Below are 19,956 nucleotides of genomic sequence, written 5' to 3'. Positions count from 1 at the left end.
CCATGCGGTGCAGGTTTCCCGATCAGTTGACGCGTTTGGCGGACTTGATCAGGATCGGGTCGATTGGCACGTTTTCCATGCCTTTCTGAGTAGTGGTGCGGGCGTTGACGATGTTGTCGACCACGTCCATACCCTTGACGACTTTACCGAACACCGCGTAACCGAAGTCACGTGTGCCGTTGTCGAGCATGGCATTGTCGTTGGTGTTGATGAAGAATTGACTGGTGGCCGAGTTAACGTCCGAAGTACGGGCCATGGCAATGGTGCCACGCACGTTGTGCAGACCATTCTGTGCTTCGTTCTTGATCGGGTCCTTGGTCGGCTTCTGAACCAACTGCTGGGTGAAACCGCCACCTTGCACCATGAAGCCCGGAATCACACGGTGAAAAATGGTGTTGCTGTAGAAGCCGCTGTCGACGTAACCCAGAAAGTTCTGGGTGCTGACCGGTGCCTTGGCGTCCGCAAGCTCGATTTCAATCTGGCCGAAGCTGGTATCGAGTACCACGTGCGTGGCTTTATCCGGGGCAGCCATCAGGTTGGCAGCGAACAATACGGAGCAGGCGGTGAGGGCGATTTTTTTCAGCATGTGGCAACAGGTCCTTCGGTAAGAGATATCGACTGTGACCGGCAAGGTAACCACGTTTGGCGTTCTTTGCCCAGCGTGTTAGAGGGTTTGCGCGGCTTCATGCAATCAGCCAGCGCACCTACGGGCTGCACAAGGTTTTCAGACTCCGATGCTGGCCATGAATTCCAGCAGCGTGCGATTGAATTGCTCGGGCTGGTCCAGTGGAGTGGCATGCCGGGAGTCGTTGATGACTACCAGCCGCGCATTGGGCAGGCGTTTGACGTAAGCCTCCTTGAGCGAGACCGGTGTGTAATCGTGTTCGGCCGCGATGACCAGCGTCGGGCAGGTAATGCGCCCCAGTTTGTTTTCCACGCCCCAGCCGACAATGGCATCGAAACTGGCCAGATAGGCGCGCTTGTCATTCTTGCCCCAACGCTCGGCCATCTTGCGCCGCAGGTCGGCCTGTTCCGGCTTTGGAAACAACAGCTTGCCCAGCGCCTCGCCCAGGGTCTGCATGCTGACGATGCGTGACAGGGTCCAGCGTCTGGCTAATTGCCAAAGGTCGCCTGCGCTTCTGACCTTGACCTGTGGCGCGCTGTTGACGATGCACAGGCTCTTGAGCAGGTGCGGTTGATCGACCGCCAACTGAAAGCCGATCATCCCGCCCATCGACAGGCCGATCAGGTGTACCGGACCCAGATGAAGGTGTTCGATCAACGCCTCCACGTCATTGCTCATGGCCTGAATGCTGTAGCGCCCGTAGGGTTTGTCCGAGCGACCATGGCCACGCATGTCCATGACGATGACGCGGTATTGCCTGGCCAGTGCCGGGATCTGATATTCCCAGTCCTGACAGCTCGAACCCAGGCCATGCAGCAACAGGACGGGTTCGCCCCGGCCATACTCTTCGTAGTGCAGCGAGCAGTCGTCGTGTTCGAAAAAAGCCATGTGCCTACTCCTGTCAGGCGTGTTGGGGAGCAGTGAGTGCCGTGGTCAGTGGTGCGGTGTCGAACGTGCGGATCAGGTCGATCAGAATCTGCGTGGCCGGGCCCAGCGACCTGTCCTTGCTGGAGTAAAGATAGAAGGTCGGGTTGCGGCTGCCGCCCTTGTCCAGGCGCAGCGGCTTGAGCAGCCCCTCGCGCAGTTCACGTTCGATCATGTGGCGAGGCAGCCAGGCGAAACCCAGGCCGTTGCTGACGAAGGTGGCGGCTGTACCGAGGCTGCCGACCGTCCAGCGCTGCTCTGCGCCCAGCCAGCCGAAATCCCGCGGTTGCTGTCTGCCTGAATCGCGAATCACCACCTGCAACTGGCTTTCCAGGTCCTGAAAGGTCAGTTCGCGATTGGCCTGGTGCAGGGCGTGGTCCGGATGCGCGACGGCGACGAACTCGACCGAGCTCATCTCGGTGCCCAGATGCCCGGCAATGCTGTAGCCGCTGATGGCCAGGTCCGCGACGCCTTCAAGCAACACTTCCTCGACACCCGAAAGCACTTCTTCACGCAACCGCACCCGGCAGCCGCGGCTTTGCGGCATGAATGCGGTCAACGCCCTGACCAGGCGTGCCGAAGGATAGGCCGCATCAATCACCAGCCGCACTTCTGCCTCCCAGCCCTGTTCCATATGGTGGGCGAGGTCTTCCAGTTGGCTGGCCTGTTTGACCAGTTGCCGTGAGCGGCGCAGCAGTACACCACCGGCCTCGGTCAGCACAGCCTTGCGTCCGTCGATGCGTAACAATGGCACGCCGAGTTGTTCCTGCATGCGTGCCACGGTGTAACTCACTGATGATTGCGACCGGTGCAGCGCCTCGGCGGCCTGAGCAAAGCCACCGTGGTCGACTACGGCTTGCAATGTGCGCCACTGGTCGAGAGTCACGCGGGGCGCTTTCATGCTGTAATTCCTCTTAATGTGCTGGCTATTTGTTCTACTCTGACAATCCCGCTTTGGAGATCGCCGAATGAATCGACTGTGCTGTGTACTGCTGGTCATGTTGCCTGTGACAGCTTTCGCGTACCCCATCGAGGTGGAAAAGCAGTATCAGGGCGTGAAGATTGATTATGTGACGCACGACGTCTATCACAACATCGGGTCAATCACCGTCAGCAACTACGGGGATGTAGACGCCAAATGTTCGGTGGTGTTCGTCAACGGGCCAGAGGCACCGCGGACCCGGCGTGTGCAGGTTGGCGCAGGTCAGAGTGTCGACGCTTCATCCACGTTCAATCGCAGCATCATCAAGTTGCGAATCAGGCTCACCTGCCAGCCAGCCTGAGAGTAGAGCGCTCTTATGGATAAAACAAATTTATGGATGGGTTGAGCGAGGGTGTTGAAGTCTTTAATCGATAAATCGATTTTATAACGGCGTTCCCGTTGCGTTATACGCAATTCTGGCCGGAGACCGTGGGAGCGAACTTGTTCGCGAAAGGGCTGGTATGATCGCCGAAAATGCATCGGCTGAAACACCGTCTTCGCGAACAGGCGAAGCGTCGCCGCTTCGCTCCCACGCCCTTCGCGCAGAAGCCTGAAAACTCGGCATTCCGAGCTCTCAGGACTTGTGCAATACGCTCAGCGTAATCAGACGATGATATCGGCCGCTTGCAGACTCTGCACGCCGGTCAGCTGGATTTCAAAGTCCGCGCCGATGTTGTCATCGAGATTGCCGTACAGCACCCCATCGGCAAAGCGAAGCTCGCCGGTGTTGTTGGCGCTGAACGCCGCGTTGCCGATGAACACGAACGCATCGTGGGTATCGGTCAGCGGTCGGGCATCGAAGCCTGTGAAGTCCAGCTTGTCGCCTTCGGCTGCCTTAAAGCCGTTGATGATATCGCGCAGGCCACCCAGACCTGTCTCGTTGCTGTTGTTGAACACGTAACGGTCAGCACCGGTTCCGCCAATCAGCGTATCAGCGCCTGACCCGCCGATCAGCACGTCATCACCCGCGCCACCGGACAAGGTGTCGTTGCCACTGCCGCCGTTCAGGACGTTGGCGTTTTTGTTGCCGGTCAACGTGTCGGCAAACAGGCTGCCGGTCAGGTTCTCTGTACCCTTGAGCGTGTCCAGCCCGGAGCCGCCGGTGGCCTGTTGAGCGCTGGTGTTCAGCGCAACCGTAACGCCTGCCGTGGCAAACAGATAAGACACCGTGTCATTGCCATCACGACCGTCCATGACGTTGTCGCCAGCGCCTGCGTAGATCAGGTTATCAAGGGCGTTACCGGTTGCGTTCGCCGCCCCTGTGCCGGTGATGACGATGTTTTCCAGGTTAGCCCCCAGCGTGTAGCTGGCCAGCGAACTGAACACCGTGTCGATGCCGCCCACCTGCTGATCTGCGTTGGTCTCGACCACCCGGTCGGCGGCATCGTCGACGTAATAACTGTCCGATCCATCGCCGCCGGTCATCATGTCAGCACCTGCAGCACCGTCAAGAATGTTGTTGCTGGCATTGCCGATGATGACGTTCTTCACGGCGTTGCCGGTGCCGTTGATGGCAGACACGCCGGTAAGCACCAGATTTTCCAGGTTTGCGCCCAGCGTCCAGCTGACAGACGACACCACGGTGTCGACCTGCGAGGGCGAGTCGTTGCTTTCGGTGACGGTGTCGAAAGCGTTGTCGACCACGTAGATATCGTTGCCATCGCCGCCGCTCATGTCATCTGCGCCCTGATCGCCATCCAGCACGTCATTGCCGGCGCTGCCCACCAGGGTGTCGTCGTCACTGGTGCCGAAGATGTTGCCGCCTTCGTTCTGGCCACCCTCGAAAATGGCGGCCGGGTCGTTGTTGTCGCTGGCATCGCCACGAAAGCCCAAGTCATCGGCAATGAAGTCGGCCAGGCGCTGACCGACGATTTCGGCGGACTCTTCGTGCAAGTGCCAGACGTCATCGGGGTAGACCAGCGGGTTGACCTCGTAACGCAAGGGCAGGTCGGTGTAGTCAACTGCCAGCTTGACGTCGGCACGCTCATTGGCGATGGCTTCCTGAGCGTTTCTGACGTATCCGGCACCCTCGACAATAGCGTTGATCTTTTCTTCGGTGTAGCCGCGCGCCTTGGCCGCTTCGGTCTGATAGTGGCCGGTTTCGGCCATGTACACGGTGAAGTCGCCGATCTGCGCGTGCAGGTAATCGAACACCTTCAGGGTCGAGGCTTTGTACAGGTCGGCTGCAGCCTGCTTGTCCGTGGCGCGGGCTATTTCCTGCGCGGCTTCTTCACCCTGACCCCAGATAATCCCGGTGGTCACTTTATCGATAGCCGTCAGCGACGCCAGTTGCGATTTGAGCAGTTCGGTCGCACGCAGCAGCGCAGGGCCTGGCTGATCGGTATCCACCAGCCACCACGAAACACGCTGTTCTTCCTGCGTGCCGGTCGAGTAGCCGACCACGGTGCTGCCGCCTACGGCCAGGTCGATGCCATCACCGTTGGCGTCGGTGAACTGGCTACGCACGTCATAATCGGTGTAGCGGGTCAGGTCCTTGACCATTTCCGAGGTGCCGGACTGGTTGTCGTCTTCGGTCATGCGCAGCAGGCGCGCGTTGGACTGGCCCAGCGTCGGCAGATAGAGAATCTCCTGCGCCTCGCGCTGGCCGAACACAAAGTCCGCATCGGTCAGGGTGTTAATCAGGTTGCCGCTCAGGGCGATTTCGAAGCGATTGCCGTCGGCATCCGCCGTGGCGGACTTGATGTAAGTCTTGTCGCCCGTTTCGTTGAGGGTCATGTACAGCGTGTGATCTTCGCCGTTGCCCAGCCCCAGAAAGCCCAAGGCGGAGACGTCTATCTTGTCCTGGCCGGGGGTGAAGTCATAGATCGTGTCGGTGGCGGTCAGCCCGCCAGCGTCGTAATCGCGGTAGCTGTCGGTCAGGGCGCTGTAGACGAACGTGTCGGCATCGGCTCCTCCGTAAAGGGCGTCGCGTCCTGCGCCACCGTTGATGATGTCGGCGCCGGTATCGCCGCGCAGCGTGTCGTCACCGCCCAGGCCCAGAATCGTGTCGTTGCCTTCGGTGCCATACAGTGCCTCGGCGTTCTCGGTGCCGGTGAGGGTCCCCGGCGTCACGTTGCCCACATTGATGGCAAAACTGTCGGCCACCGAAGCGCCGGTGGCGTCGCTCGCGGTCAGCAATACCGAATAAAGCCCCGATGCCGTGCCGCCCGGTGTGCCGCTGAAGGTCAGGGTCTTGCTGTCGAACTTCAACCATTCGGGCAGGGCGCTGTTATCGGCCAGGGTCGCGCTGTAGGTCAGCGTGTTGCTGTCCGGGTCGCTGAAGCTGCCCGGCTGTACTGCGTAGGAGAATGCTTTCAGCTCGGTGACGTTCTGGTCCATCAGCGGCGTATTGAGCACTGGTGCCTGATTGGCGGCTGAGGCTGTAGAGAAGATGAAGTTGGACGCACTCAGTTTGTCGGCCAGGTTGCCTTGCAAGGCGATCTCGAAGCGATTGCCTGTGCTGTCGACCGCATCGGTCTTGATGTAGGTCTTGCTGCCGTCGGCATTGACGGACAGGTAAATGGTGTTGGCGCTGCCATCGCCCAGGCCGCGCAGGCCGATGCTGGACAGATCGATGCGGTCTTCGGCCGGGTTGAAGTCGGTGATCGTGTCGCTCTGCTTGGTGCCGCTGGCGGTGTAATTGCGATAGCTGTCCAGACGCGAGTTGTAGATGAACAGGTCCGCGCCCGCTCCACCGGTCAGGGTGTCGGCATCGGCTCCACCGGTGATCGTGTCTGCGCCCGCGCCGCCATCGATACGGTCCGTGCCGGCGTTACCGTTGATCACGTCATTGCCGTCAGTGCCGGTCAGCGTATCGCCGCCCGCAGTGCCTTCCACGACCCGCTGGAAGATGAAATGGCTGGCATTGAGCGTGTCTTTCAGGTTGCCGCTCAGGCCCAGCTCGAATCGGTTGCCGCTGGCATCGGCGTCGAGTGATTTGACGTAAGTGCGGTCGAGTGTGGCGTTGTAGCTGATGTTAAGCGTGCCGCCCTTGCCGCTGCCCAGCCCGCTGAAGCCCAGGTTTGACAGGTCGATGCGGTCCTGGCTGACGTCGAAGTCAGTGACCAGATCGGTGGCGCTGGTGGTCGCCGTGCGATAGCTGTCGGTCAGTTGATCGAAGCGAAAGGTATCGGCACCCGCGCCGCCGGTGAGCTTGTCGGCTCCCGCACCGCCAATCAGGATGTCGTCACCCGCACCGCCGTTCAAGGTGTCCTTGCCCGCCAGGCCGAAGATCATTTCGTGGGCCGCGCCACCGTTGATGACGTCGTTGGCCTCGGTGCCATTGACGGTCACCAGCGGGAACGCATCGCCCGCAAAGCTGCCATCGCCATACACCAGGGTCAGCCCTTTGCTGGTATGGCTGATGGTGTTGCCGACGATGCTGTTGCGATCGGTGCCATCTTCATTGCGCTCGGCAACGCCGTAGGTGGAGTTGTCGCTGCCGGTGATCGTGTTGCCGCGGATCAGGTTGTCGCTGCCGTTGAAATACTTGCCGGAAACGCCCGAGGTGTCGTCGTAAGACTGGATGATAATCTCCGGCACCGGGGCGCCGAGGGAGTTGTTGCTCAGGGTGTTATCAAAAACATCCACCCCGGAACTGCCGTAGATGCGTACACCGGCATTGCCGTTGTCGTGAATGTCCAGGCCACTGACAGATACCTGACTGGACAGCTTGATCAGCACGCCTTCGGCACCGTTGCCATAGACCGCGCCGCCAGTGATGGTGATATTGGCAGGCGAGGGGATGTTTTCACTGCCGCGCTGCACCACGATGCCGGTGCTGCCATTGCCGTAGGCAACGTTGTTGCTCAGGGTGAAATCGTGAGTGCTGGTCACCACGTTGAAGCCGTGACGATCGTTGTTATACGCAACGTTGTTTTCAAACACGCTGTCGCTCAGGTAATCGGCCACGAAGCCGTCCAGGCCGTTGCCATGCGACACGCTGTTTTTGATGACCATGTTGACGGTCTGCTCGTGCGGGTCGAAGCCGTAGCCCGAGCAGTCCTTGATCTCGACGCTGTCGAGCGTAACGTTCGAATCCTTGCCGTCAGAGCCTGGAATGTAACCGTTGAACCAGCCGTCCACCTTGCCGGTGGTGGCGTCACGGTTACCGTCCAGTGTCAGATTTTTCATGCCGAAGTCGTGGGTCTCTTCGCCGTAGGCGGAACGCACGATGCCGGTGACCTTTGTGTCCGAGCCATCCGCAAGCTTGATGACTGTCTCGCCCATGCCCGCGCCCGACAGGGTCACGTTGCTTTTGAGCATCAGGCAGCCGTCGGAAGGCTCCTCGCCACCGGAGACAATGTAGGTCCCGGCTGCCAGCACAACTTCCCCACCACCCGCCGCTGCAGCCGCATCAATAGTTGCCTGAATGGCGGCCGTATCGTCAGTGACGCCGTCGCCCACTGCTCCGAAGTCTTTTGTGTTGAATATCATGGTGTTACTCCAGGCGGCGACGAATGTGGATGAATTTAGTCAATATTGCAGCGTCCGGATGATAAGACCTTTTGTTCAGGAAAAGTTGCTTGATATGGGCTATATTTTCGTCGAAACCGACGACATGTGCGTCAATAATGCGGCTGTCATATTTGTGACGGGTAACGCGGGGCGCGGCGACGGGTTGGCGTCAAAAAGCGGCGGTCGTCGAGTGGACAGTGAGTGACGCAGCCGCTATGGTCGCGCCCTTCAAAAATGGGGGCAGGCATGGGTTATCTACTTATCGTCACACTGATTCAGGCGTTTTCGTTCAGCCTGATCGGTGTCTATCTGGCCGGGCACGTCGACAGTTATTTCGCGGTGCTGATCCGCGTGGTGCTCGCCGGTCTGGTATTCATCCCGCTGACCCGCTGGCGTCAGGTTGAACCGCGATTCATGCGGGGCATGCTGCTGATCGGCGCGCTGCAATTTGGCGTCACGTATGTCTGCCTGTACCTGAGTTTCAGGGTGTTGACCGTGCCGGAAGTGTTGCTGTTTACCATCCTCACGCCACTGCACGTGACGCTGATCGAAGACGCGCTGAACCGGCGCTTCAACCCTTGGGCCTTGCTCGCGGCGGTGGTCGCGGTGCTGGGCGCTGGCGTGATTCGTTACGATGGCCTGGACGGCGACTTCCTCGGCGGTTTCCTGCTACTGCAACTGGCCAACTTCACCTACGCCGCCGGGCAGGTGCTGTACAAACATCTGGTGGCGCGCCACCCCAGCGATCTGCCGCATTACCGACGTTTCGGCTATTTCTACCTGGGTGCACTGGCGGTGGTATTGCCCGCGTTCCTGATGTTCGGCAATCCGCAACACCTGCCCGAAGCACCGACCCAATGGATCGTGCTGCTATTCCTCGGCCTGTGTTCGACCGCGCTGGGCATGTATTGGTGGAATAAAGGCGCGTGCATGGTCAATGGCGGCACACTGGCAGTCATGAATAACCTGCATGTGCCGCTGGGGCTGTTGATCAATCTGCTGATCTGGAACCAGCATGAGGACTTCACCCGCCTGCTGATCGGCGGCGGGGTGATTGTGGCGTCTGTGTGGATCAGTCGCCTGGGCGTGCGGCGTGTGCCGGAGAGCGTTTCCGGCACCCGTTGAGTCAGACGTGCTGACCGCCGTTGACGTGAATCTCCGCACCGTTCACGTAGGACGCGCCAGCCGTACACAGGAAATAGATCAGCGAAGCGACTTCCTCGGGCTTGCCCAGCCGGTGCATCGGCACCAGCCGCTCGACAATTTCCGCAGTGCCGGGTGACAGGATCGACGTATCGATCTCGCCCGGTGCGATGGCATTGACCCGTATCCCGTGCGGGCCAAAATCGAAAGCCATTTCCCGGGTCAGCGCCGACAGTGCCGCCTTGGACGTGGCATAGGCGACCCCGGCAAACGGGTGAACCTTCGAGCCGGCAATCGAGGTGACATTGATGATGCTGCCCTTGGCCGCTTTCAACTCGTCAAACAGACCGCGAGCCAGTAGCGCCGTGGAGAACAGGTTGACGTTGAACACCTTGATCCAGGTGCTGTAATCAGACTCCAGAACGCCCATGCGACCGCCTTCCGCCGTCTTCGGCGAAACCCCCGCATTGTTCACCAGCGCATCCAGACGCCCGCCGAGCTTGTCCTTGATCGCCGCCATGCTCGCGCTGACGCTGTCGATGTCTTCCAGGTCCAGATGGATATGATTGAGCAGGCCTTCAGCCCACGGACAGTCATCCACCCAGTTCTGCCTGGACGCCGTGAACACTTCCCAGCCCGCGGCATTGAAATGCTTGACCGTGGCATGACCAATCCCCCGGCTTGCGCCAGTCAGCAACAGCTTTTTCTTGTCGCTCATGAGTGCGTTCCGGTTTTTGAGGGTGGATGCATCATGTTTTTTGGCGGGCGGGGTGTCAACGCTGTTTGTCCGGTGTCAGGCCGCAGAACTCTTGTGGCTAATCCGCTTCAAGACCCTGCGCCACAGCGCCCGCTTCGGCCGGGGTTTTGCTTCGGTCACCACAGTCGGCATGTCCCGCAAGCGAATCCAGGTTTCACTGCGCCAGTGCAGCACGCTCAGCGAGGTGCCCGGCCACTGCAACTGGCTCATTCTGGGGTTATCCAGCGTCACGTTCTGCTGATCATGCAACACCGTCAGCACCTCATGCGTCAGCCACTGACGCAGCATATGGCTGTGACGGAGGACGAGGGTGTGGGGCTGAAGCGTAGGAAACGGCATTTTTTGGGGCGGCTGCGATGCGTTAGGTTTTAGGTTGTGTTCAGATAGTGTGTTGTCGGTTGATGTTTATTATTGAAGCGCGCCCATCTGCATGGGTTAGATGAGGTAACGCCTCCATCACCCTCGACAACCCTACACTGGAGGCAACATGTTCGACAAAGGCATCTGGCTGAACCAACCCCGACACTGGAACGTGGCGGAAGAGCGCCTGACAGTCACCACAGATCCGCAAACCGATTTCTGGCAACAGACGCACTACGGCTTCTGCCGCGACACCGGTCATTTTCTGGGTGTTTCGGTGACGGGCGATTTCACTGCGCAAGTGCATGTGCAGGGGGATTTCAAGACGCTTTACGATCAGGCGGGCTTGATGGTCCGCATTGACGAGCGCAACTGGGGCAAAACCGGCGTTGAAGTCAGCGACGGAGCCCTGATGCTGGGCAGCGTTCTAACCTGCGGGCAATCGGATTGGGCGACGGGTGCGTTTGATGAATCATCATCCGGCCTCTGGCTGCGAGTCACCGTTGCCAAGGGCGTGATGCGTATCCAGCACTCCAGTGACGGGCTACGCTGGCCGCTGCTGCGCCTGGCACCATTTCCCGTGAGTGAGTCTTATGCCGTAGGGCCGATGTGTTGCAGTCCGGAACGGGGAGGGCTGGAGGTGGTGTTCTCTCATTTCGAGGTCATGCCTGCACTGGGCAAGGATTTGCATGATCTGACGTGAGTGACTCACCGGTAGGCTCTTACCGGCCACTGCTGGCTGTGCATGGGTCTACCTTCGGACTTCAGTTGCGCATAGTTCTAATTCCTCCGCCTTAACTTTCTACAGAAAGTAGCTGTAGTTTAGCTATAGGCAGTCGATACCTTCAGGTGCTTTTCTTCTTTGCTTGGATGTGACCTTGAATAGACCTGTCCTGATTTTTTGCTTGGCTTTTCTTACCGGATGTGTGGGCCACTATCAGCAAGCTAAGTTGACGGAGCCCCACGCCACGATAGAGGCCGCGTGGGGTAAAACTGACTTTCTCCACGAAGGGTTTCAAGGGTACTGGGCTTACTACGATAGTCGTTGCCAAGACACAGATGAGACCGGCGCTCTGGGTGGTGTCTCTCAAACCGACCCTGAAAAGAATCGCTTTCTGATTAAGCCCGAGAAACGCATTTATCTGAATTCACTCATTGTAGGGGGCAAACGACTAGAGGATCGCAACCGGACTTGGGTGCAGATAAGCTGTTTGAACGTCAGCAGCTTCATTCCTAAGGAGGGAGCGACCTATAAGGTGACTCCGTCAGCTTTCGAAGGCGAATGTTCGTTAGCGGTGATAGATCGGCAGACAGGGAAGCCGCCAGCTTCGCTCATGGTCGAGCCTGTAAGGAAGGAGTGTGGGCTTTAACAGGCCTATACTGAAACACTCCGCTGGGTTGATGATACATACTCAACGCCCAACTCTGGCTCCACCGTAATCAGACCCATACCGTGGTGCACGTGAAGCGTGTGCCAGGTATCTCGTTGGCGAATGGTTTCACCACTCATTGCATGTGCTGCGTATTCAGCACTCCAGCGACGGGCTGCGCTGGAGGTGGTGTTCTCTCATTTCGAGGTTGGGCAAGGATTTGCATGATCTGACGTGAGTGACTCTTCAGCCGGCCATTGCAGGCCCGCTGAAGAGCGACATGCTCACCTTGTTTTACTTAACAACGGTGAACTTGCAGTTTTCAGGTGATGTTTTTTCACATACGTTATAGACGAGACCCAAAAAACCATTTTCTTTTTTCCAGGTACTGCCTGCAGTTTTTACAGTGAAATCCTTATTGTTTTTAGCGGTGAAGCGCATGTCCAGCATCTCGCGCCCACCGATGTTGTAGGTACAGTATTGCAGCATCTGAGGCGCGTCTGCGCCCTCTTGAATAGTGATGGCCAGTTCAAAGGACTGCACAGGCATTTTCTTTGTTACAACGCCTTGCAGCACGCCGGTCCACTCGCCGTCATTGCCGCTCGCCCGGTATACACCGGGTGAGACCTGCTCGATCTTCTCCACGGCAGGGCAGTTTTCTGCCGCTTGAGAGGTCAGGGACATGCCCAGCAGGGAAGTCGCGATTGCAGCGCTGATTAATACCTTTTTCATGATGTTCCTTTAATTAAAGATTTAATTCTTGATGTGTATATAAGCGTGTGTGTAGGATTTTTACGCCGTTAGGCCGAGCGAGCTTGTTTCCCAAGTCCGCTAGTTGGTTGCATATGGCTATCTAGTGTGTAGCAAGAAATGTGTTGCTTGTTATCTCGTTATTAAGCGAGGTGCATGCTTCATTAGTAACTTGATCGTATCCAGTGTGGATGGGTTTATCGTAGGCGTTAGTCTGTCTATTGTCTGCGCCTTCCGGCCTTAATTGTTTGTAGGAAATGGCGTTGGTTCGTGTGGGGATAGTGGGTTGGCTGATTACTCCTGAAGCCCTGTCCACATAGGCATGGCAAGGGCAGCGCGCGGGATGACGCCTCGAAAGACCGAGCCGGTGGCTTCACCAAGGCTTGGTTCGTGAAAGCCACTCCCCGCTGGCGTACGCAATAATGATGCCTTTGCGGTATCCGCAGACGGGAACCGAATTCTTTGGCTGGCGGGATGGCGGTTATGGTCGATTAGATCTAACGCCGAAGCGCTCAGAAATCCTGATCATTCTTGAGGCGCCATTCACGTATGTGCGCCTCGACCAAGCCAGCGCCATAACTTCATTTTGGCTAACCAGAGGCCATCCGGCGTACCCGGTATTCTAGGACTTTTCTTACGATATTCAGGGCCATGGGAGGAGATCGATTCTGATGGGTGGTAGTAGCGACTGGGTTAGGAGGGTCTGTCCTTCGAACTCTCCTTTGGGCAGGAATGCTTTTAATGACCGCTTTGGGTCGATAGCGGTCGGCCGCTAACGACCCAAAGCAGTCGTTCATGGAAGTCAGCTAAAGGCAAGTAGAAGACATCCGCATCTAGGAAAAGTAATCTCTGTAAACTTCAGGGATTCGAGGATCGGAATGAATAATCTGCTATCCATTGCAAGCCATAAATCTAAACACAGCCTCGGCTTCTACCCGACCTTTGCCGTTGACGGAGTACCTCTGGAGGTTTGGCTGCCCGGGTATAATCGAGAAGCTGAGCTACACCTCGTAGCCGCTCATTCAGGCTTGCACAGCGATGACGACACCTGTTTGATATGGGACCGGATTTATTCCACGGCGCCGGGGTGGCGGACCTTGGTTCCCCTGCTGGTATGCCCTGATGATTTGGATCTGACCTGTACCGTCATTGTCGCCGAGCAGCATGCCGGTGAGTGCCATGTCCGGTGGCATCGATTTGGCTTGCTGAGGGATTTGATCACCCTGCAAACCCCTGCTGTTGATTGGTACGACTCAATCCCGAGCCTGACTTTTGAACGCTCCCAGTTCCAGAGCGTGCTGGACGCGTTCCGAAAACAAGAGAACATTAAAATGGACTGGGATTAGCAGCGACCAGCCTGCATTTTTCGGTCACTTGCTTATCCCCTCTAACGGGGGAGATGAATCATGCGTGCGGGATGGGCCACAGGAAACGTATGAGCTATGACATCATCATCTTAAAGCCGGTGGGCTCCCGCACTGATAATTTAGCAGACGTTGGTGAAATCCTGGATATCGGGGATGAAGCATTGGTCCTCAGGTCCTCAGGTCCTTAGCGCTGGTGCTCCCGGGATGCATTCAAGGGGTGTTTGTGAAGGACGAATCCTTCACAATTGAGGGCAGCCTTTCAGGAAAGCCGGTGACGTCCATCCATTTATCACTTAAGTTCGGCGCTTGTCGGTCCGACTCATCCTTCAGCGTCGTTCAAGGGCTTCTGTCAGAGCTATGCGATTCCCTCCAGACTCACGCATTTTCGGTAACTGACAACACCCTGATCAGTGCGCCCGGGGACTAGGCGCTGATTCTTCGGGTCGGTCAAGGACCGGTCGCTTTCTGACATTCACGGTCCGTCCGCTTCTGGCCGAGGCTGAGTAAAAACGTTTTCGAGCACGTCAGGTACTCACCACGGGACTGCAAATCGCGCTTCTACGCGAAACCTACATCTGCTGACGTGCCGATACGTTTCAGATTTAACGTAGACGCGCACACTTCAATTTTGGCGAAGCGTTTTTACACACTCTGGGCCGATAGCGGCCGGTGCTAACCACGTATTTTCCCAGGATCACTTTCCGCACCTGAAGGCCATCAATGGCTAGAGGGATGGTCGGGAAGTGACTGTCTGAGGCTTTGGTCTATGAGCTTTGGAGTGGGATAGCAGGGGGCAAGGGTGTGCCATCTTCATAGCGAGACAACTCTTTTCGGGCGATCAGCACTAAATTTTCAACCTGTACGAATGGCAGATCCTCAGCGAATAGCGAAATTTTCAATGTGTTATCAGCATCACACCTGAAGACCTCAGCGCATACTTGATTGGTAGTGTTGATAAGCTCTAATCCTAGGCCATCACGGATCACGTCCGAAGCAATCTGAATCCGATATTCCATGTCTTATTCCTAGTGTCTGAACGTGGCCGGTCATCAGCTTAGGGCCGATACAGAGTTATCGTGCATCAGCGAAATGATGGCTTCTAGCCGATGCCTGCTCCTGGCCGATAGCGGTCGTCCGCTCCGACAATGGCGCGTCCTGTTCTACTCTCCGATCAGACCTCATGCCCTCCAGCTCAAGGGCATTTCGAACACTTTGGCAAGCCGAGCCAGCTTCTCGGCAGATCTGGCAGAGATAGCGAGAGGAGGCTCTTTGATCATGTAGAACAGATGATCGAGTGCGACACCCGCTTCGCCGTGCGCGATGTAGTCCAGAACGATTTCTGCCCCATTCTCAAGACCTGACTGTGCCAGTGGATGATCATCAGGCAAGGGGCCAAGCTGCGCATATTCAGCGGACATCAGTGTAGAGACCTCATCCAGCACTTCGAGGAGGTCTTCACGCAGATCGGGACTCAGCTGATTCATTTCACCTCTATCCATGTCGTCATATGCTCAGTTTGTACCACCATTTGCCGAAGAGTCGCAGCGCTGACTCCACGACGGACAGCTTTCGACCCATAGCTGACGCTCAGCGGTGTTTAAGAAAGCCCGGGGGCGGCTCGGTATTCACAGGTGAGATGCAAGCTTCTGGAGTTGGTCGAACAGTCTGAACCCGACATAGTCAGGTTTACGCTTGTATAGCGACCGATAATAGCAATCCCAGTAGCTGATCATTCGGTCTCGTGTGGCCTGAAAATACTTCGGGTTGTCTCTGATGAAGGAGCCGTAAAGCACAGGGTCAAGCAGGGAAAAGTGGGATTCGCACTTGTCGAGTATCTCGATCACATACTCGCCAGTGAGCTGAACAACGAATGGAACAACCCAGGGTTCGGAGACCGGAAGGATGCGCTCAAGTTGGCGCTGGCGCACGTATCCATTGTGGTGTCTGGTCAATAGGCAAGAGTACATAATGCTTTGAGTCCGGCTTAGAGACCTATCATCCTGCTCGCTGCCCTCGTGGTGGATTCGGTATGGAATGACCACACGATTCTTGTCTGTTGTGACCTCTATGCCTCGATGATCAGCAAATCGGGTATCGCCCATGGCCAAGCTCAGATGAGCTGCCTCCAATTTCATGTAGGGCGGAAAGGCGTTAGCGATTGATTTCGGCGTGGCTGAAGTCTGTAGCGTTACATCGCTTTCCATGGCGAACCTTTTCATGATGATTCAGCTTTTACGACAAGTCTTTTATTTAGCATAACGACCTAGACTGCGCACGTGTGCTATTTGCCAATTGCAGCCGGCAATCTCATGCAATTCTAGCCAAAAGCGAACATCGAGCCTGTTTGTTGGCATCAATGATGATGCTCTACGATAGCGCGATAATGTCCGATTAAATTGATCGGACACCATCGCTCCTATGGCTTGGGCTCTGATCGCGAACATCCGCTCCGTAAGTAAAAAGACTTAACGTCGTGTCCGGAATCACTAAACCACTACAACAGATCACCCCTGCTCAAGGCCCTACACGCACACCTTTCTCCTGCGCCTCCTTTACCAGCCGCTCACGGTCTTCAGGAAGTAGCATCCGCGCTTCAACCAGCGAGTCTGCAGCTTTACTCACTGCAGACACATAAGCCTCCTTCGTGGGGTAGCGTTCCTCCAGGGAAGGGCGAGGGTCTCCGGCCACGATTCGTTCTTTCTTCGTCGCGGCAAACGGGAGGAAGCTGCCTTGGAAGTTACAAAAGCCGCCATCAAAAAACTCGGGCCTGAAAGTGTTCCAACCCGTGTAAGTCCCGATGGGAGCACCCAGATACACATCCCGAACGCCACCCACATCAATTCCGTCTGCATCCACTTGAGGCACCAGGAGGCCGTAACTGCCAACCCCCGATTTCGGCGGCTCGTTTGTGAGAATGCCAGAGCTGTCTTCGGGACGAAAGCCAGGTCCAAAATCAAGCACTTGCAGGCTATTGACGGCACCGGTGTAGCGGAGCGCGGGGCGCGTGACGCCGCCATAATTGGTCGCGGAGATAAGCGGGAAACTGACCCTGTCCGCCGGCACCAGTGTGCCGTCCGCCACAGAGGGCTTTATCGAAGCGGGCGGTGTTGTCTCATCACGAACCCAGCCAACGAGGTTGATGAACGCTGCGCGCATTGTCCAGGTGTGTGGATTTGGATTTGATTGAACCTGACAAAGCCCAAAGGGTGGATTAGCCGGGAGTGGCAAAGACGGCGGTGCATGCTGCGTACTTGCCATAATAAAAGTGCGGACGTTTTCCGGTTCAGGTGCATCGCGCAAGCCGAGTGGATCGGTAAGGCCAAGCGACTGGCGTCCCTCCCAAAGTTCAAGGGCCGTTGCCATGTGGAAAATCAGAGGGCAAGTATTGTTATCGTTGCAGCGATCCAGCAAACCCTGCGAGCGTCCGGTAATCGGATCGGTTTCCCGGCCATAGGTAAACGGAAAATCGTAAGCAGGGTAGTCATGATCGACCTGCTGGCCCCACGCCCGGCCAGGCTGAGCAAATCGGATGTTGAGCGGCATCAGGCCGCCACCGATATGCGGCATCGCACCATCATAGACCCGATGACCTTCCTCGCTACGGTTGAACCCCAGCGCGATCATGCTGCGAATGAATCGGCCGGATTGTGATGAGCCAGTGATAATCGACTTGACCTTAGGCCCATGCACTACAGGGGTGGGCACGCCTTTATCGTCATGCTCAGCCTGCTGAAAGAACGCACCAACATCCCGTGCGATAGCAAAACCAATACCCATTACCGCCGGCTCCTTGGCCCGGTAAATCAGCTCGTAAAGCTTGCCGGGCTGAAAACCAGCGGGTAGGCATATTTGGGTTTCGTTCGGCGTATTGCAATCGCCAAACTTCCAGTCATTCACTGGAATTTCCTGTCGGGGCGCATTTGCCCGCGAACGCACCGTCAACGTCGGACGAAAGCCATCCGCGAGCACTTTGGTGTTGTCGGTTTCAACCGATTTGTAGGTCGTATGAGGCGGCGTGGAGGTGAACCAACCTGCGGACAGGTTAAGGCTGGCGGTCGCTGAGAGCGTGGTCAACTCACTGCGCACCACACCTGTTACCGGCGCCCCATCAGCATTTATGGCCGTCGGCAGTTGCACCATCATGCGGTTTTCACCCGGCGCAACGTCACCCTGCCAGGCAAACGCGATCAGCGTCGTACCCTGGCGCTGTAGAAAACCGTCCCCAGCGACTTCGAAGTTGTTGAACGCTGCTGGACTACCCCGCATATCAGCATTGAACAATAACATCGCGCGCTTAGAGCCTCGATTTGGCACATCAAATAGAAGAATGTCATTCGATTTGGCCACGTCAGCGGGACGCAGGATTGCAACATCAGTCGTGTATTCAACCATCCCACGACCGTTACGGGGGGCAAGTTCGATGTCTTGAATAATCTTGTTTCCAGAAGCTTCTGGGTCTAACTCACCATGAGCGCGCGCAAAGACGCGTTCGTAAGTGCCTGTATTACCGAAGCTTTCGCCTCCGAAAGCGGGCTCGGTCCGCAGGATCTCCAGTTGTGTGATACGGGCTTGGGCAGGTGCTGCAACGATCATCATGGAGCTTGCAAACGCTGCAGCATGAAATAGGCGATTCATCTTTACCCCCAATTTTTCTTTTTTTATCGATGGCTTTTGATGCTCTGATAGCAATGACTTGTACAGATCAAAAGGTTTCAGGCATAGCCCGCAGGTAGCTCGGTTATCATGAATTCTTAAGCGTTCCGAGAACACACCCTCTCGTTATCTATTTCACTCGTTGGTACCTGCAAACAAAAAAATCTGAGGTTTGTAGGTACTTCTCCAACCTCTAGCTCGTCTGCTGTCTCCCTTGGTGATCCACGCAGCAAATTGTGGATCACCGGGCCTAAGGAGAGCTCAGGCTTAATTAACCTGGAGCACCTTGAGCTCTACGTAGTACGGACATTTCTCAACTGTAATGCCCAGATCACAGGCCAGTCGGATAGTCGCTGATCCACCGACAGCGAGCGGAGCCAGGGAGCCCTGAGCCTTGTAAGTATGCTGATCTGGCCTGTCGAGAGGCTGGGTTCCTTGGAGCATGGTGAAGCCATTCAGATGGTTCAGACGAATGTAATCATCGTTAGATGGGCTGTTTTCGTTCTTTCTCTACAATGAGACTGTCGTTAGGCAGAGCCACTTGGCGGCTCCGATCATTGTCCTTGAAGCCGATGGATGTCGTAGTGCCGAATCCTTGGAACAACACAGTGACATCTCGAAACGCCTTGTAGCCTTCAGGCGCCTGAACATCAGCCGCATGCAACTGTTCTGGAAGCAGGGTGCTTAACGGTGCCTTCACATAGACCACCGCTTTTTCGACACGCACCTGCGCAAGGCGCATTGCTCCGTCCGCTAATTGTCCCGTAACACCTCCAAATAGCAATGGTAGGAAGATGAGAATGGATGCACTCACAAAATAAGTAGTCTTATGTCCGTCGGCCCTGTTTACGTGAGCCAATCTTTCTGATTCTGTCGTGACGATAGCTGAGCGTGCCAAACGTTCTTCTCGCCGGTAGTCAGCGCCGGCAGAGCGCGCAAAAGAGTAGAATAAATATATAGCTATAGGGAGTAACGCTAGGTTCATGTAGGCCGTGGGGTCACGTTTACCCATCCAGAAAATTAACAATCCCCCTATTCCTGCAAGTGGGATTGACATCCAGTGGAACGGTGCTAGTTGATATTTGATATCTTGCTGGCTTTTAGCTACTTTGCATGCTATCCAAACTAGCCCGCGGATGATTCGTCGGATTACCGGGGAGCAAAAAATACCAATTGAACCCATACATATAGCAAACATTACGTAGACGAAACCAAAGCATGCAGCTGCTACCAGAAATAAAAGTCCATCCCCTAGCGCAAGGCCTTGAGGGAAGTGTCCGATTTTCAGCGCATACATAACTACGCAGATACTTCCCAAGCTGATGCTGAGTTTAAAAAGTCCGGTAGCCAGCTTAATGAAGCTGTCAACTGTAGACTCGAGAGAAGATATTGCTATTTTCATAAAAATAAAACCATTTTTTTAATTTGCCGGAATATGCTTAACCGTTTCGAGCTTAGTTTTCGCAGTGGAGCTAAGTCTAGCCTATTGATAAGCCAATGGCTAACGGGGTCTCTCGCCTGACTGAGATATAAGCAGGGTCTTGCTTTGCTTTTCCAAGGGGGCGGGC

16 protein-coding genes and 1 pseudogene are annotated in these 19,956 nt (G+C 56.2%); 5 read left to right on the top strand and 12 right to left on the bottom strand.

From position 1 onward, the window contains the following. Window positions 1–22: 22 nt before the first annotated feature. The 3 genes from AO068_RS12620 to AO068_RS12610 all read right to left on the bottom strand — a co-directional run bounded on the left by AO068_RS12620 (window position 23) and on the right by AO068_RS12610 (window position 2,450). Window positions 23–586, bottom strand: a complete 564-nt coding sequence (locus AO068_RS12620; RefSeq protein WP_058408526.1) for a peptidylprolyl isomerase — start codon at window positions 584–586, stop codon at window positions 23–25. Between the two features lie 138 nt (window positions 587–724). Beyond that, window positions 725–1,513, bottom strand: coding sequence for an alpha/beta fold hydrolase (locus AO068_RS12615; protein ID WP_058408525.1), 789 nt, complete (start codon window positions 1,511–1,513; stop codon window positions 725–727). Window positions 1,514–1,526: 13 nt separating this feature from the next. After that, entirely contained in the window at window positions 1,527–2,450 is a 924-nt protein-coding gene (locus tag AO068_RS12610; RefSeq protein ID WP_058408524.1) for a LysR family transcriptional regulator, read from the bottom strand. A 67-nt stretch (window positions 2,451–2,517) separates the two neighbouring features. Between AO068_RS12610 and AO068_RS12605 the strand changes: the two genes are divergently transcribed. Further along, entirely contained in the window at window positions 2,518–2,832 is a 315-nt protein-coding gene (locus AO068_RS12605; RefSeq protein WP_005743256.1) for a hypothetical protein, read from the top strand. Window positions 2,833–3,134: 302 nt separating this feature from the next. On the opposite strand, the gene AO068_RS12600 is transcribed toward AO068_RS12605, so the two are convergent. After that, window positions 3,135–7,967, bottom strand: a complete 4,833-nt coding sequence (locus AO068_RS12600) for a M10 family metallopeptidase C-terminal domain-containing protein (RefSeq protein ID WP_058408523.1) — start codon at window positions 7,965–7,967, stop codon at window positions 3,135–3,137. Here AO068_RS12600 and AO068_RS12595 point away from each other — a divergent pair. Together AO068_RS12595 and AO068_RS12590 are read left to right on the top strand one after the other, a co-directional pair. Further along, a complete protein-coding gene (locus tag AO068_RS12595; RefSeq protein WP_227449374.1) occupies window positions 7,954–8,193 on the top strand; it encodes a hypothetical protein in 240 nt (79 codons plus the stop codon). The two genes, AO068_RS12600 and AO068_RS12595, sit on opposite strands and share 14 nt — an antisense overlap. A 41-nt stretch (window positions 8,194–8,234) precedes the next feature. Beyond that, window positions 8,235–9,113, top strand: coding sequence for a carboxylate/amino acid/amine transporter (locus AO068_RS12590; RefSeq protein WP_058408522.1), 879 nt, complete (start codon window positions 8,235–8,237; stop codon window positions 9,111–9,113). Window position 9,114: 1 nt separating this feature from the next. Here AO068_RS12590 and AO068_RS12585 read toward each other — a convergent pair whose 3' ends face one another. Together AO068_RS12585 and AO068_RS12580 are read right to left on the bottom strand one after the other, a co-directional pair. After that, on the bottom strand, window positions 9,115–9,849 hold the full coding sequence (locus AO068_RS12585) for an SDR family NAD(P)-dependent oxidoreductase (protein WP_058408521.1): 735 nt from the start codon (window positions 9,847–9,849) through the stop codon (window positions 9,115–9,117). Between the two features lie 75 nt (window positions 9,850–9,924). Next, window positions 9,925–10,173 (bottom strand): annotated as a pseudogene (locus tag AO068_RS12580) (BRO-N domain-containing protein); the annotation flags it as partial. 202 nt (window positions 10,174–10,375) lie between these two features. Between AO068_RS12580 and AO068_RS12575 the strand changes: the two are divergent. Then, on the top strand, window positions 10,376–10,951 hold the full coding sequence (locus AO068_RS12575; RefSeq protein WP_058408520.1) for a DUF1349 domain-containing protein: 576 nt from the start codon (window positions 10,376–10,378) through the stop codon (window positions 10,949–10,951). A gap of 961 nt (window positions 10,952–11,912) precedes the next feature. On the opposite strand, the gene AO068_RS12565 is transcribed toward AO068_RS12575, so the two are convergent. Beyond that, entirely contained in the window at window positions 11,913–12,350 is a 438-nt protein-coding gene (locus AO068_RS12565) for a DUF3757 domain-containing protein (protein ID WP_058408519.1), read from the bottom strand. 896 nt (window positions 12,351–13,246) lie between these two features. On the opposite strand from AO068_RS12565, the gene AO068_RS29250 reads away from it, so the two are divergent. After that, window positions 13,247–13,714: a hypothetical protein gene (locus AO068_RS29250; RefSeq protein ID WP_235592573.1), complete on the top strand. Its 468-nt coding sequence runs from the start codon at window positions 13,247–13,249 to the stop codon at window positions 13,712–13,714. A 785-nt stretch (window positions 13,715–14,499) separates the two neighbouring features. On the opposite strand, the gene AO068_RS12550 is transcribed toward AO068_RS29250, so the two are convergent. From AO068_RS12550 to AO068_RS12530, 5 genes are all read right to left on the bottom strand, one after another. After that, entirely contained in the window at window positions 14,500–14,751 is a 252-nt protein-coding gene (locus AO068_RS12550) for a hypothetical protein (protein ID WP_058408518.1), read from the bottom strand. Window positions 14,752–14,913: 162 nt separating this feature from the next. After that, on the bottom strand, window positions 14,914–15,219 hold the full coding sequence (locus tag AO068_RS12545; RefSeq protein WP_039011496.1) for a hypothetical protein: 306 nt from the start codon (window positions 15,217–15,219) through the stop codon (window positions 14,914–14,916). 141 nt (window positions 15,220–15,360) lie between these two features. Continuing rightward, entirely contained in the window at window positions 15,361–15,954 is a 594-nt protein-coding gene (locus tag AO068_RS12540; RefSeq protein WP_147467843.1) for a hypothetical protein, read from the bottom strand. 295 nt (window positions 15,955–16,249) lie between these two features. After that, window positions 16,250–18,370, bottom strand: coding sequence for an alpha/beta hydrolase domain-containing protein (locus AO068_RS12535; protein ID WP_058408516.1), 2,121 nt, complete (start codon window positions 18,368–18,370; stop codon window positions 16,250–16,252). A 502-nt stretch (window positions 18,371–18,872) separates the two neighbouring features. Continuing rightward, complete coding sequence (locus AO068_RS12530; RefSeq protein ID WP_058408515.1) at window positions 18,873–19,790, bottom strand: hypothetical protein; 918 nt, start codon at window positions 19,788–19,790, stop codon at window positions 18,873–18,875. Between the last annotated feature and the right edge of the window lie 166 nt (window positions 19,791–19,956).

The sequence above is a fragment of the Pseudomonas sp. ICMP 3272 genome, assembly GCF_001466905.1.
In the GTDB taxonomy this organism is placed as follows: Bacteria; Pseudomonadota; Gammaproteobacteria; order Pseudomonadales; family Pseudomonadaceae; genus Aquipseudomonas; species Aquipseudomonas amygdali.
This window is presented reverse-complemented; position numbering and strand designations above follow the sequence as displayed.